Source organism: Pararobbsia alpina (assembly GCF_902859895.1).
GTDB classification, from domain to species: domain Bacteria; phylum Pseudomonadota; class Gammaproteobacteria; order Burkholderiales; family Burkholderiaceae; genus Pararobbsia; species Pararobbsia alpina.
The window spans coordinates 25,706-40,172 of the sequence record NZ_CADIKM010000003.1 but is presented as its reverse complement, the minus strand read 5'-3'; the positions used below and the strand labels follow the sequence as shown (position 1 = coordinate 40,172).

At 64.0% G+C, this 14,467-nt stretch carries 11 protein-coding genes; 2 read left to right on the top strand and 9 right to left on the bottom strand.

Annotation, left to right across the window (positions count from 1 at the left end; genetic code table 11):
- Positions 1-19: 19 nt before the first annotated feature.
- The 9 genes from aspS to HV670_RS04210 form a co-directional block, all read right to left on the bottom strand.
- Positions 20-1,825 carry an aspartate--tRNA ligase gene (gene aspS, locus HV670_RS04250; protein WP_175103408.1) on the bottom strand — a complete coding sequence of 602 codons (1,806 nt, stop codon included), beginning with the start codon at positions 1,823-1,825 and terminating at the stop codon, positions 20-22.
- Between the two features lie 84 nt (positions 1,826-1,909).
- Complete coding sequence (locus HV670_RS04245) at positions 1,910-2,569, bottom strand: DUF502 domain-containing protein (protein WP_175103407.1); 660 nt, start codon at positions 2,567-2,569, stop codon at positions 1,910-1,912.
- Between the two features lie 8 nt (positions 2,570-2,577).
- Complete coding sequence (locus tag HV670_RS04240) at positions 2,578-3,036, bottom strand: FmdB family zinc ribbon protein (RefSeq protein ID WP_175103406.1); 459 nt, start codon at positions 3,034-3,036, stop codon at positions 2,578-2,580.
- Between the two features lie 208 nt (positions 3,037-3,244).
- Positions 3,245-4,816 carry a ubiquinone biosynthesis regulatory protein kinase UbiB gene (gene ubiB / locus HV670_RS04235; RefSeq protein ID WP_175103405.1) on the bottom strand — a complete coding sequence of 524 codons (1,572 nt, stop codon included), beginning with the start codon at positions 4,814-4,816 and terminating at the stop codon, positions 3,245-3,247.
- The gene (locus tag HV670_RS04230) at positions 4,816-5,571 is read right to left on the bottom strand and encodes a ubiquinone biosynthesis accessory factor UbiJ (RefSeq protein ID WP_175103653.1); all 756 of its coding nucleotides are present in this window, start codon (positions 5,569-5,571) and stop codon (positions 4,816-4,818) included. Before HV670_RS04230 ends, ubiB begins: the two co-directional genes overlap by 1 nt.
- Before the next feature lie 151 nt (positions 5,572-5,722).
- The gene (ubiE, locus tag HV670_RS04225) at positions 5,723-6,454 is read right to left on the bottom strand and encodes a bifunctional demethylmenaquinone methyltransferase/2-methoxy-6-polyprenyl-1,4-benzoquinol methylase UbiE (protein ID WP_175103404.1); all 732 of its coding nucleotides are present in this window, start codon (positions 6,452-6,454) and stop codon (positions 5,723-5,725) included.
- Between the two features lie 92 nt (positions 6,455-6,546).
- A complete protein-coding gene (locus HV670_RS04220; RefSeq protein ID WP_175103403.1) occupies positions 6,547-6,960 on the bottom strand; it encodes a gamma-butyrobetaine hydroxylase family protein in 414 nt (137 codons plus the stop codon).
- A complete protein-coding gene (locus tag HV670_RS04215; RefSeq protein WP_175103402.1) occupies positions 6,960-7,403 on the bottom strand; it encodes an HIT family protein in 444 nt (147 codons plus the stop codon). The genes HV670_RS04220 and HV670_RS04215 overlap by 1 nt, the downstream gene beginning before the upstream one ends.
- 94 nt (positions 7,404-7,497) lie before the next feature.
- Positions 7,498-11,493, bottom strand: a complete 3,996-nt coding sequence (locus tag HV670_RS04210; protein ID WP_175103401.1) for a DUF3683 domain-containing protein — start codon at positions 11,491-11,493, stop codon at positions 7,498-7,500.
- A gap of 597 nt (positions 11,494-12,090) precedes the next feature.
- Between HV670_RS04210 and HV670_RS04205 the strand changes: the two genes are divergently transcribed.
- Both HV670_RS04205 and ilvA read left to right on the top strand, forming a co-directional pair.
- A complete protein-coding gene (locus HV670_RS04205; RefSeq protein WP_175103400.1) occupies positions 12,091-12,756 on the top strand; it encodes a nucleotidyltransferase family protein in 666 nt (221 codons plus the stop codon).
- Between the two features lie 170 nt (positions 12,757-12,926).
- Entirely contained in the window at positions 12,927-14,459 is a 1,533-nt protein-coding gene (gene ilvA, locus HV670_RS04200) for a threonine ammonia-lyase, biosynthetic (RefSeq protein ID WP_175103399.1), read from the top strand.
- Positions 14,460-14,467: the final 8 nt, after the last annotated feature.

Sequence of the window (14,467 nt, the reverse complement as noted above, 5' to 3'; positions counted from 1 at the left end):
CGTCGCCGTTCGACTCGAACTACGCCTGTTTCGCCGGCTCGGGCTGACGCAGCCGGATATGCAACTCGCGCAATTGCTTTTCGTCGACTTCGCTCGGCGCCTGGGTCAGCAGGCACTGTGCGCGCTGGGTTTTCGGGAAGGCGATCACGTCGCGGATCGAATCGGCGCCGGCCATCATCGTGACGATGCGATCCAGGCCGAAGGCGATCCCGCCGTGCGGCGGCGCGCCATATTGCAGCGCGTCGAGCAGGAAGCCGAACTTTTCGCGGGCTTCTTCCGCACCGATCTTCATCGCGCGGAACACCTTGCTCTGCATCTCTTCACGGTGGATCCGCACGGAACCGCCGCCAATTTCCCAGCCGTTCAGCACCATGTCGTACGCTTTCGCGAGGCAGCGGCCCGGATCGGCTTCGAGATAGTCGACGTGCTCGTCCTTCGGGCTCGTGAACGGATGGTGAGCCGCCACCCAGCGGGCGTTGTCCTCGTCGTACTCGAACATCGGGAAGTCGACCACCCACAGCGGCCGCCATGCCTGTTCCGCCAGGCCCTTCTCAGTGCCGAATTCGGAATGACCGATCTTCAGGCGCAAGGCGCCGAGGCTGTCGTTGACAACCTTCGCGCGGTCCGCGGCGAAGAAAATGATGTCGCCGTCCTGTGCGCCGGTCCGCTCGATGATCGCGGCAATTGCGGCATCGTGCAGGTTCTTGACGATCGGGCTTTGCAGGCCGTCGCGGCCCTTCGCGACTTCATTGACCTTGATCCATGCGAGGCCCTTCGCGCCGTAGATCTTCACGAAGTCGGTGTAGCTGTCGATATCGCCGCGCGTGAGTTCGCTGCCCTGGGGCACGCGCAGCGCCGCGACGCGGCCGTCCTTCGTGTTGGCGGGCGAACTGAACACCTTGAAGTCGACATCCTTCATGATGTCGGTCAGCTCGGTGAATTCGAGCTTCACGCGCAGGTCGGGCTTGTCGGAGCCAAAGCGGCGCATCGCTTCCTCGTACTTCATGACGGGGAACGAATCGCCGAGGTCCACATTCATCGTGTTCTTGAACACGGTACGGATCATCTGCTCGAACAGGTCGCGAATCTCCTGCTCGGTCAGGAACGAGGTTTCGCAATCGATCTGCGTGAACTCGGGCTGGCGATCGGCGCGCAGGTCTTCGTCGCGGAAGCACTTGACGATCTGGTAGTAGCGGTCGAAGTTCGCGACCATCAGCATCTGCTTGAACAGCTGCGGCGACTGCGGCAGTGCGAAGAAATGGCCGGGGTTCACACGCGACGGTACGAGGTAGTCGCGCGCGCCTTCCGGCGTGCTCTTCGTGAGCATCGGCGTTTCGATGTCGATGAAGCCTTGCGCATCGAGGTACTTGCGCACTTCCATCGCGACACGGTAGCGCAGCTTGAGATTCTGCTGCATCTGCGGGCGGCGCAGATCGAGCACCCGATGCGTGAGGCGCGTGGTTTCCGACAGGTTGTCGTCGTCGAGCTGGAACGGCGGCGTCACCGACGCGTTGAGCACTTCGAGCTCGTGGCACAGTACTTCGATCTTGCCGCTGTTCAGGCCGGCATTCTCGGTGCCGGACGGACGCGCGCGCACGAGACCGGTCACGCGCACGCAGTATTCGTTGCGCACGCCTTCGGCCACGGCGAACATCTCCGCGCGATCCGGGTCGCAGACGACCTGAACCAGACCCTCACGGTCGCGCAGGTCGATGAAGATCACGCCACCATGGTCGCGACGGCGATGCACCCAACCACACAGTGAAACGGTCTGGCCGAGCAGGGCTTCGGTTACGAGCCCGCAGTATTGAGTTCTCATCGACATGATATGGACTTTCGGTCTAATTGCTTCGTTGCTTCGGTATTGGCCAGATGACGGTCACGCAAGACGGTCACCACGGATGTTCATTCACAGCGGCGGATCGATCGGCCGCCGTACCGGGGTGACCGGAGCGACCACCCCCATCGACACGATGTACTTCAGTGCGGCATCGACCGTCATGTCGAGTTCGACGACCTCGGCACGCGGCAACATCAGGAAGAAACCGGACGTCGGGTTCGGTGTCGTCGGAATGTAGACGCTCACGTGTTCGCTTTCGAGATGGCTCGCCACCTCGCCGCTCGGAATGCCGGTCATGAAAGCGATCGTATAGCTGCCCTTGCGCGGGTACTCGATCAGCAAGGCCTTGCGAAATGCATTGCCGTTGCTCGAGAGCAGCGTGTCGGACACCTGCTTGACGCTCGTGTAGAGCGGACCGACGACCGGAATGTGGGCGAGCAGCGTTTCCCACCATTTCACGAGCGTCTGGCCGATGAAGTTCTGGGCCAGCAGCCCGACGATGAAGATAAAGACCAGCGTCAGCAACGCGCCGATACCCGGCAGGTTGAAGCCGAGCAGACGTTCGGGCTGCCACGAGCTCGGCAGCAGGTTCAGTGTCTGGTCCATCGTGCCGATCACGAGGCCGAGCACCCACAGGGTGATCGCGAGCGGCACCAGGACCAGCAAACCCGTCAGGAAATACGTCTTGAGCGTGACTTTCTTGATTGTCTTCGCCGTCTTTGCAGTCATCGATAAGCCTAGGAAGAGGTCATGCCACCGGAAGACGACGTGCTGCCGGAACTCGAAGCGGGTGCCGGCGACGAGCCGGACGCGCCCGAGCCGCCGGCAGCGCCTGAAGCCGCGTTGCTGCCGGAACTGCTGCCCGAGTCGCCGCTGGAACCGCCCGACTTGGCGCCCGCCCCTGCCTTGTCGCCCCCGTCGCCACTGCCGGCCGAGGCACCCTCAGCCGCGGCGGCTGGCGCAGCCGTGCCGCTTTCGCCGTCCTTCTTGCCGCCCTTCGCGGGCGCATTGCCATTATTGCGGAAGTCCGTGACATACCACCCGCTGCCCTTCAACTGGAAGCCAGCCGCCGTGACCTGCTTGCGAAACGTGTCCTTGCCGCACTCGGGGCAGATGGACAAGGGCGGATCGGATATCTTGCGAAGCATGTCTTGCGCAAGACCACACGACTCGCAACGGTAAGCATAGATCGGCATGACTGGATTCCCTGGCAGGTGACGCAAAACCCTGAATTATAGACGGAATGGCAGATTGCAATATGCGAGCGGGGGTTTGCGGGGGATTTTGGCGGCGCAAGGTGAAAAAAAGGATGAAAGAGGCAAAGCGTGGCGCAAGGCCGCGAACGAGACTCACACGAAGCGCGAGCAGTGCGCGCCAGGCACGTGGCCCGGCGGCCCGCCGCTTTCAGCCGCCGAACCAGTTCGACCAGAGCTTGGCGACCACCATGCCGATACCGACCGCGAGCAGGAACAACAACAGCGCATGCAGCGCGCGGTTCATGCGCTGCTGCTCGATGAGCACGGCTTTCATCAGCGCATCGCTGTCGGTGAACTCGTCTTTCGCGTCCGACAGGGCCTGATGGATCAGCCGGGGCAGTTGCGGCAGGGTCTTGCTCCACTGCGGGATCTCGATCTTGAGCCGTTCGATCCACCCGCGCGGGCCGATCTGCTCGGTCATCCAGCGTTCGAGATAGGGCTTCGCGGTCTGCCAGAGATCGAGCTCGGGGTCGAGTTCGCGGCCGAGGCCTTCGACGTTCAGCAGGGTCTTCTGCAGCAGCACCAGTTGCGGCTGGATCTCGACCTGGAAGCGCCGTGAGGTCTGGAACAGACGCAGCAGGACCTGGCCGAGCGAGATGTCCTTGAGCGCCTTGTCGAAATAAGGTTCGCAGACCGCGCGGATGGCCCCCTCGAGTTCTTCGACACGCGTATCGGGTGGTACCCAGCCCGATTCGAGATGCAGCGTCGCGACGCGATGATAGTCGCGCTTGAAGAACGCCAGGAAGTTCTGCGCGAGGTAGTTCTTGTCGAAATCCGAGAGCGCCCCGACGATGCCGAAATCGAGCGCGATATACCGGCCGAAGCTTTCGTTGTCGAGGCTCACCTGGATATTGCCCGGGTGCATGTCCGCATGGAAAAAGCCGTCTCGGAACACCTGTGTAAAGAAGATCTCGACGCCTTCGCGCGCGAGGCGCGGTATGTCGACCCCGGCCGCGCGCAGGGTATCGACCTGGCTGATCGGCACCCCGACCATCCGTTCCATGACGAGCACCTGCTGCGTGCAGAATTCCCAGTACATCTCGGGCACGAGCAGCAAATCGAGGCCCACGAAATTGCGCCGCAGCTGGCTCGCGTTCGCGGCCTCGCGCATCAGGTCGAGTTCGTCGTGCAGGTACTTGTCGAATTCCGCGACCACCTCGCGCGGGCGCAGCCGTTTGCCATCGGCCCAGAGCCGTTCGGCCCAGCGCGCGAGATCGGCCATCAGCGCGAGATCGCTGTCGATCACGGGCAGCATATTGGGCCGCAACACCTTGATCGCGACTGCCTTGCCCGCGTGCGGACCATGCTTGATTCGCGCGAAATGGACCTGCGCAATCGATGCGCTCGCGACCGGCACGGCCTCGAACTCATCGAAGATCTCGGCGATCGGTTTGCCGAGCGATTTCTCGATGATCGCGATCGCCAGTGCGGAACTGAACGGGGGCACCTGGTCCTGGAGCTTCGCGAGCTCGATCGCGAGGTCCGGCGCAAGCAGGTCGCGGCGCGTCGAGAGCACCTGGCCGAACTTGACGAAGATCGGCCCGAGGCTTTCGAGCGCGAGCCGCAGGCGTACGCCGCGCGGCATGTCGAGCCGGCGGCCGAAGGTGACGGTCCGTACGAGCAGTCGCATCATGCGTCCGCGGAACAGCGACAACACCATCTCGTCCAGACCGTAGATGAAGATGGTGTAAAAAATCTTGATCGAACGCAGCACGCGCATCAGTGTGTTCCGTCCGGAGGATTCGGTTTGGCCGGCGCGGTCTCGGCGGGGGCGTCAGCCGACGCAGGCGCGGATGCGGGGATGGACGCTGTCGCGGGGACGGTCGCCCTCCTCGCCCTGGGTGCCTCGCGTTCGAGCCGCTCGATGCGTTTTTCGAACCGGGCGACATCGTCGCGCATGCGTGTGAGATCGGCCACCAGCGTCTCGAGTTCACCGCGGCGGACGAGTTGCGGATCCTCGTCGAGCAGGAACTCGGCGACCGATTCGAGCAGGTTGCGGCCCGTGCGGCGCGTGCGATCGACGATCTCGCGCGCGAACGTCGCGGCACGATGCGCACCGGCGTCGCCGACCAGCTTCGCGAGATCTTCCTCGGGCTCCCAGCGCAGATGCTCGGCGAGATAACCGAGCGCGGTCGCGAACTCGGCATCACCGTCGATTCGCACATATTTCATCGCACCCGCCTGCCCGCCCGACAGAAAGGCCGGGGCGGCGCTCGCCTCGACCGTGATCGTCACGTCGAAGACCTCCGGCGCAGCGTGTGCCGAGTCTGAAGCGTCACCGCTCGCATCGGCGGAGACGGCCGGCAAGACCGGGCCGAGCAGGCCGTCCGCGAGCACGACGACGTCGAGCGCACCGACCGGCATGCGCACGCGTGCACGGCGCCCCGCATAGGGAAGCAGCTTCGCACGTGCCCAGCTCTCACGGGCCAGCAGATGGTTGACGACGGCAATCAGGGGGTTCGCGGCGACGGTCATGAGCGATCGCATAGGCACTCGGGAAGGCGGCGACAGCGGCCAGGAGTTGCCATTCTAGAGGACGATGGCAGCGAACCGCGATGGTTGCCCGGATAGGCGCGCGGATTGCCGCCCGATTCACCACCAGAATTGCCACGACGGTGACGCACGGTCAGAACTTCACCCCGACGTGCAGGGCGACCACGCCGGCCGACAGATTGTAGTAACTCACGCGATCGAGCCCGGCACCTTCCATCATCGTCTTGAGCGTGTCCTGGTCGGGATGCATGCGAATCGATTCGGCGAGGTAACGATAGCTGTCGGCATCGCCCGCGATCTTCTTGCCCAGAAACGGCAGCACCTTGAACGAATACAAGTCGTAAGCCTTCGAGAGCGGCGCCCACACCTTCGAAAATTCGAGCACGAGCAGCTTGCCGCCCGGCTTGAGCACGCGGCGCATCTCCGCCAGCGCGACGTCCTTGTGGGTCATGTTGCGCAGCCCGAACGCCACGGTCACCACATCGAAATAATTGTCGGGCAGCGGGATCTTTTCGGCGTCGCAGAGCATGGCCGGGGTGATCAAGCCCTTGTCGAGCAGGCGGTCGCGGCCCACGCGCAGCATCGATTCGTTGATGTCGGTCAGCCAGACTTCGCCGGACGGGCCGGCCTGTTTCGCGAACGCCTTGGCGAGATCGCCCGTGCCGCCCGCGATGTCGAGCACCTTGAAGCCCGGCCGCACGGCGGCCTGCGCGATCGTGAAGGCTTTCCACAAGCGGTGCATGCCGGCCGACATCATGTCGTTCATCACGTCGTACTTCGACGCAACCGAATGAAACACCCCGGCGACCTTGTCTGCCTTCGCGTTCTCGTCGACGCTTTCGAAACCGAAGTGCGTTTTGCTCATTATTGAATGCTCCCCAGAAGATAGGCGCGATGTTACCTTCGCAGGCCGGACTTGGGATAGCTCCACGAGGATCGCTCGGCGCCGGCCACCGCTCAGTGCGCGCAGCCGTGGCCGTGGCCGTGCGCGCCGCCCGGCTTCATCGGCGCATCGCGATCGAGCCCCGCGGCGACGAGTTTTGCGAAGTAGTCGGCCCAGATTTCATCCTGCCGCGTCGCGAGCGTATACAGATAGTCCCAAGTGTAGATGCCGGTATCGTGCCCATCCGAAAACATCAACTGGACCGCATAGTGGCCGACTGGCGCGAGTCCGGCGAGCACCACTTCGCGCTTGCCGGTCTGCAATGTTTCCTGACCGGGACCGTGCCCCTTCACTTCGGCCGACGGCGACATGACGCGCAGCAACTCGAACGGGAGCCGATACGAACGGCCATCCTCATACTGGACTTCGAGCACCTTCGACTGCTTGTGCAGGACAAGACCCGAAGGTACGGGAGTACGTGCATTCATCAAAGCTCTCCACTTGGCGCCGCTACGCTGCGCATTTCCAGATTCACCGCATCGTGCAGGCCGCGGGCAAGCGCCTGGCGTTCATGGATCCGGACCTCGGCGACGTCGCGCTCGGGCGATGCCCAGACCGGCTTGGGGAAATGCGCGTCGTCCGCATACCGCGGGATCACGTGCCAGTGCAGATGCGGAACCTGATTGCCTAGACTCGCGAGGTTGACCTTGCCGGGCTTCATCGCCCGGCGCACGGCGCGCTCGACCGCGGCGACCGCCTCCATCATCTGCATGCGCGAGCCCGCGTCGAGGTCGCTGAACTCGGCAACATGCGCATTCCAGATCACCCGGCAAAAGCCCGGATAGCCGGCTTCGTCCGCCAGCACGACGCGCATCGAGGCGTCGCGCCAGAGCACCACCCCTCCCTCCGAATCACAGAATACGCAGGCCATCGATATTCCCTCGGGTTCCACTGATATTTTCCCCGTCTCAACTGTGCAGCGTCCAGACCTCGATCCTCCAGATCCGGACGTTCGACGACTTCGTTCAAACAAGCACGCGCTCGATGCCGCCCGAATTGGCCTTCGCGACATAGTCGGCCATCCAGTTCTCACCGAGCAGATTGCGCGCGATCTCGACGACGATATAGTCGGCCTCGACACTCACATCGCCTTCATAGCGCGACAAGCCCTGCAGGCATGATGGGCAGCTCGTCAGGATCTTGACCTCGCCTTCATAGCCGTCCTTGCGAACTTTGGCGGTGCCCTTCTCCATTTCCTCCTGCTTGCGGAAGCGCACCTGCGTCGACACATCGGGCCGCGTGACGGCCAGCGTGCCCGACTCGCCGCAGCAGCGATCGTTCTTTTCGATCGTGTAGCCGCCGTTATCGCCGCTCGTCATCAACTGGTTGACGAGCTTGGTCGGGTCCATCGTCTTGATCGGCGTATGGCAGGGGTCGTGATACATATAGCGGACCCCTGTCGCGCCTTCGAGCTTGACCTGCTTCTCGAGCAGGAACTCGTGAATGTCGATGATCCGGCAACCCGGGAAGATCTTCTCGAACTCGTAACCCGCGAGCTGGTCGTAGCAGGTGCCGCACGAGACGACGACGGTCTTGATGTCGAGATAGTTCAGCGTGTTCGCCACCCGGTGGAACAACACGCGGTTGTCGGTCACGGTCTTCTCGGCCTTGTCGTACTGGCCCGCGCCGCGCTGCGGATAGCCGCAGCACAGATAGCCCGGCGGCAACACGGTCTGCACGCCGACGTGCCAGAGCATCGCCTGCGTCGCAAGCCCGACCTGGGAGAACAGCCGCTCCGACCCGCAGCCCGGGAAATAGAACACCGCTTCCGAATCGACGCTCGTACCGGCCGGGTTGCGGATGATCGGCACGATCTTGTCGTCCTCGATGTCGAGCAGCGCGCGTGCGGTCTTCTTCGGCAGGTTACCCGGCATCTTCTTGTTGATGAAGTGGATCACCTGTTCGACGACCGGCGGCTTGCCGACCGTCGCCGGCGGTGCCGCGGTCTGCTTGCGCGCGAGCTTCTTCAGCGTATCGTTGCCGAGGCGCTGGAACTTGTAGCCCCAGTCGATCATGACCTTGCGGGTCAGCTTGATCGTGTTCGGGTTGGTCGCGTTCAGGAAGAACATGGCCGAGGCGGAGCCCGGGTTGAACTTCTTCTTGCCCATCTTGCGCAACAGGTTGCGCATATTCATCGTGACGTCGCCGAAATCGATCTTGACCGGGCACGGTGTCAGGCATTTGTGGCAGACCGTGCAATGGTCGGCCACATCGTTGAACTCGTCCCAGTGCTTGATCGACACACCGCGCCGCGTCTGCTCTTCGTAGAGAAACGCCTCGATCAGCAACGAGGTCGCGAGGATCTTGTTACGCGGGCTGTAGAGCAGGTTCGCGCGCGGCACGTGCGTCGCGCAGACCGGCTTGCACTTGCCGCAGCGCAGGCAGTCCTTGACGCTGTCGGCGATCGCCCCGATATCGCTCTGCTGCATGATCAGCGATTCATAGCCCATCAGGCCGAAGCTCGGCGTATAGGCATTGCGCAGGTCGGCGCCGCCGAGCAGCTTGCCCTTGTTGAAACGCCCCTCGGGATCGACCCGGAGCTTGTACGCGCGGAATTCGCTGAGCTCCTCGTCGGTCAGGAACTCGAGCTTGGTGATGCCGATGCCGTGCTCGCCCGAGATCACGCCGTCGAGCGAACGGGCAATGCGCATGATTCGCGCGACCGCCTGATGCGCGTCCTGGAGCATCGCGTAGTTGTCCGAGTTCACCGGGATGTTCGTATGCACGTTGCCGTCGCCCGCATGCATATGCAAGGCGACGAACACGCGGGCGCGCAACACGCGCTTGTGGATCGCCTGGGCCTCATCGAGGATCGGCTTGAACTCGCCGCCGTTGAAGATCTGGCGCAACTCACCGCGCACCTCTTGTTTCCAGGACACGCGCAGGGTCCGGTCCTGGGCGAGATGGAACACATTCGCGTCAGGCTGGGTCTCGAGACGCTTCGCGAAGTTCTCGACAAGCGATTCATAACCGAGCGCCGGCAGTTCGTCGCGCGCGGTGGCGAGCGGCCTGTCGAGGTTGTCCTGCAGATAGCGCCAGCGCGCACGCACGCGCTGAAGCAATTCGATCGCCTGGTTCACCCGGTCTTCGAGCAGCTCCGCGCTCGGGATTTCGTTGGCATCGTCGCTCTTGCCGAGCGGCAGGTTGCCGGACCGGAAGAAGGTCTCGAGCGCGTCGAGCAGCTCGAGCTTGTTCTTGTTCGAGAGCTCGATGTTGATCCGTTCGATCGCATCGGTGTATTCGCCCATGCGGTTGAGCGGAATCACGACGTCTTCGTTGATCTTGAACGCATTGGTATGCTTGGCAATCGCCGCGGTACGCGAGCGGTCGAGCCAGAAGCGCTTGCGCGCCTCGGCATTGACCGCGACAAACCCTTCGCCGCTCTTGCCGTTGGCCATGCGCACCACTTCGGAGGTCGCCGCGGCCACGGCATCGGCATCGTCGCCGACGATATCGCCGATCAGCACCATCTTCGGAAACGCATTGCGCTTGCTCTTGGTCGCATAGCCGACCGCACGCAGATAGCGCTCGTCGAGATGTTCGAGGCCCGCGAGAATCGCGCCGCCCTGCTTCGAGGTTTCGAACAGGAAGTCCTTGATCTCGACGATGCTCGGAATCGCGTCGCGCGCCTGACCGAAGAACTCGAGGCAGACCGTGCGCGTATGCGCGGGCATCTTGTGCAGGATCCAGCGGCCGCTCGTGATCAGGCCGTCGCAGCCTTCCTTCTGGATGCCCGGCAGGCCCGCGAGGAATTTGTCGGTCACGTCCTTGCCGAGGCCTTCCTTGCGGAAACGCCGGCCCGGGATCTCGAGCGTCTCGGTGCGCAGCAGCGTCTGGCCCGGCGCGTCGTTGCCGTTGAACCACTTGAGTTCGAAACGTGCGACCTCGATATCGTGAATCTTGCCGAGATTGTGGTCGAGCCGCGTGACTTCGAGCCAGTTGCCCTCGGGGTCGACCATCCGCCACCAGGCGAGGTTGTCCAGCGCGGTGCCCCAGAGCACCGCCTTCTTGCCGCCCGCATTCATCGAGATGTTGCCGCCGATGCAGGAGGCGTCGAGCGAGGTCGGGTCCACCGCGAACACATAGCCGGCGGCTTCGGCCGCCTCGGTCACGCGCCGCGTGACGACACCCGCACCGGAGAAGATCGTCGCGACCTTGTGATCGACGCCCGGCAGGTCACTCAGTTCGACCGCGTCGAGCTGCTCGAGCTTTTCGGTATTGATGACGGCGGAAAACGGCGTGAGCGGAATCGCGCCGCCCGTATAACCGGTGCCGCCCCCGCGCGGAATCACCGTCAGACCAAGCTCGAAGCAGGCCTTGATCATGCCGGCGATCTCGGCCTCGCTATCGGGCGTGAGCACGACGAACGGATATTCGACGCGCCAGTCGGTCGCATCGGTCACGTGCGAGACGCGTGAGAGGCCGTCGAACTTGATGTTGTCTTTCCGCGTGACCCGCCCGAGCACCCGGGTCGCGCGCTTGCGCAGGTCGTACGTCTTTTCGAACTGCGCCTTGAACGATTCGACCGCGCGCCGGGCGGCATTCACCAGCGTCTCGACGCGCGCGGCGCGGTCGCGCCCCGTGTCGTCGTTGTGCGAGTGGAGGTCGGCCTTGCGACGCTTTTCGATCTCGCTCAGGCGGTGATAGAGCGCGTCGACGAGCAGCGCGCGTCGCTTCGGATTATCGAGCAGGTCGTCCTGGAGGTACGGATTGCGCTGAACCACCCAGATATCGCCGAGCACTTCATAGAGCATGCGTGCCGAACGGCCGGTCCGCCGCTCGCTGCGCAACTCGTCGAGCGCCCGCCAGGCTTCGTCGCCGAGCAGGCGAATCACGATTTCGCGATCGGAGAACGAAGTGTAGTTATAGGGAATCTCGCGAAGGCGCGGACCGTTTTCGTGCAGGGCAACTGCGACGGCAGTATTGGGCGTCAGCGGTTCGAAGACTTGGGGAGCGTTCATATTCGACGATCTTATTTAACCAGGCCCGAGGTCAGGTCGGGGCCGGCGGCGCGCGATACGCGCGGATTGCTTGGCTGGCTGGCGGCGGAACCCGGCATCCCGGGGACACGGGTGCGACAACCAGTCTGGGCGTGAACGCTGACTGTGTCAGCGCCTGCAGGAATGGGTCGAACGCCACGATCGGAACAGCAGAAGCAGCAGCGGGCGTGCGACGGCCGAGCGACTTGTGCGCTCGTGGGCCGGAACATGACGGGAAAGGGCTGGCTGCCAAAGCATTGCGGGGTCCTTTTCTTGAGAGTCGATTGTACTTCATCGGCACCCTCCGTGTTTGCCCTTGAAAGAACAGGGTTATGTGCCCCGGAGCAAGAGGACACGCCCCGGGGGGTGTGCCCCGAGGCGACGGTCCGCCCCTGACGTGGCCGTGTGCGATCCGTCGCCGGCACAAGCGCTCGCGGGGAGATGCATCCATGAGCGGGATTTGCGTCCGTGAGCGGGGGGCGCGTCTATGAGCGGGGGTTTGCGTCCATGAGCGGAAGTTCGTTTCTATGAGCGGGGCTCCCCTCCCTATCAATGAGACAATCCCCACAGGAGGAATTCATGCGCCACGTTACCCGTCACCGTCCCGACCTGCCCGTCGGCATCCTGCTCGCCGCCGGCCTGGGCTCGCGCTTCGACCCGGCCGGCCTGCGCAACAAGCTGACCGAACCCCTGCCCGCCGGGCCGAGCCGCGGCCTGCCGGTCGCCTTCGTGGCGGCGCGGCGTATGCGCGTGGTGCTGTCGCGAGTCATCGCGGTGGTGCGCCCCGGCGAACCCGGGTCGATCCATTCGGCGACCCTGCGCAAGGTGCTCGCGGATGCGGGTTGCGAGGTCATTGTCAGCAGCGATGCCGAGCGCGGCATGGGCGCGGCGCTTGCCGCGGCCGTGCGCGCCTCGGCCGACGCGCCGGGCTGGCTCGTCGCGCTCGCCGACATGCCGGCGATCGCGCCGGCTACCATCGAGGACCTCGCGACCGCCCTGACCGGGCCGGATGCCGCCCGCGATGCCATCGTCGCGCCGTTCTTCCAGGGTCAGCGCGGCCATCCGGTCGGCTTCGGGCCGGATCACGGCGCCGCGCTCGCGCAACTCGACGGCGACGAGGGCGCGCGCAGCCTGCTCGCGGCGTTCCCGGTCCGGCGCCTCGACACGCTCGATGCGGGCGTGATCCGCGATATCGATACGCCGCATGATCTCAGCGCGCTCGGAAACGCACTTGCGGCACCATAGGACCGGCCTACCGATCCTCACGGTGCCGAGCGCATCTTCACGACTATCCGTCATGCATCCAGCCCCCCCCAAAGCAGCGACCCTCGGAACCACGGACAACGGCGTCCCAGGCCCGCGCCATTGCCCGGGACGCTATCATTGACACCCTTTTGCCCTTTCGCCTGCCGCCCATGTCCGTCGCCGAATCCCCCGACTATCTTAAGAAAGTCCTGACCGCGCGCGTCTACGACGCTGCGCGCGAAACCGAACTCGAATTCGCACGCAATCTGTCGGCACGGCTGGGCAACCAGATTTACCTGAAGCGCGAGGACAACCAGCCTGTTTTCTCGTTCAAGGTTCGCGGGGCCTATAACAAGATGGCCCATCTGACACCCGAGGCGCTCGCGCGCGGCGTGATCACCGCCTCGGCCGGCAACCATGCGCAGGGCGTCGCGTTGTCGGCCGCGCGCATGAACGTCAAGGCGGTGATCGTGATGCCCGTCACGACGCCCCATGTCAAGATCGACGCCGTGCGTACCCACGGCGGTAACGCTGTCGAAGTCGTGCTGGCGGGCGAGTCGTATTCCGACGCCTACCAGCGCGCCGCCGAGATCCAGGCCGAGCGCGGCCTGACCTTTGTCCATCCGTTCGACGACCCGGACGTGATCGCGGGCCAGGGCACCGTCGCGATGGAGATCATGCGTCAGCACCAGGGCCCGATCCACGCGATCTTCGTGCCGATCGGCGGCGGCGGCCTTGCCGCCGGAATCGGCGCATTCGTCAAGGCACTCGACCCGTCGATCAAGGTCATCGGCGTGCAGACCGAGGACTCGTCGGCGATGGCCCAGTCGCTCGCAAAGGGCGAGCTGATCACGCTGGCCGAGGTCGGCCTGTTTTCGGACGGCACCGCGGTCAAGCTGGCCGGCAAGGAAACCTTCCGGCTCTGCCAGGCTCATCTCGATGAAGTCGTGCTGGTCGACACCGACGCGCTGTGCGCCGCGATCAAGGACGTCTACCAGGACACACGCAGCCTGCTCGAACCTGCCGGCGCGCTCGGCCTCGCGGGGCTCAAGGCCTATGCGGAACGCGAAGGCATCAAGGATGAAACGTTGATCGCGATCACCTCGGGCGCGAACATGAACTTCGACCGCCTGCGCTTCGTCGCCGAGCGCGCCGAAGTCGGCGAGTCGCGCGAAGCCGTGTTCGCGGTCACGATCCCCGAGGAACGCGGCAGCTTCAAGCGGTTTTGTGAACTGCTCGGCGAGCGCAGCGTGACCGAATTCAACTACCGGATCTCCGACAAGGCCGAGGCGCAAATCTTCGTTGGCGTGCAGATCCGCAACCGCGACGAAACCGAGCAGATTCGCGCGGGCTTCGAGCAGCACGGATTCAGCACGGTCGATCTCTCGCACGACGAACTGTCCAAGCAGCATATCCGCTACATGGTCGGCGGCCATTCGCCGCTCGCGCAGAACGAACTGCTCTACCGCTTCGAGTTTCCTGAACGGCCGGGCGCGCTGATGCGCTTCCTGTCGTCGATGGCCCCGAACTGGAACATCAGCCTGTTCCATTACCGGAATCAGGGCGCGGACTACAGCAGCATCCTGGTCGGAATCCAGGTGCCGGCCGACGAAATCGGCATGTTCGAGGCCTTCCTGACGACGCTCGGCTACCCCAACTTCGACGAGAGCCGCAATCCGGTCTATCGTCTGTTCCTGGCCTGAACCGGAGA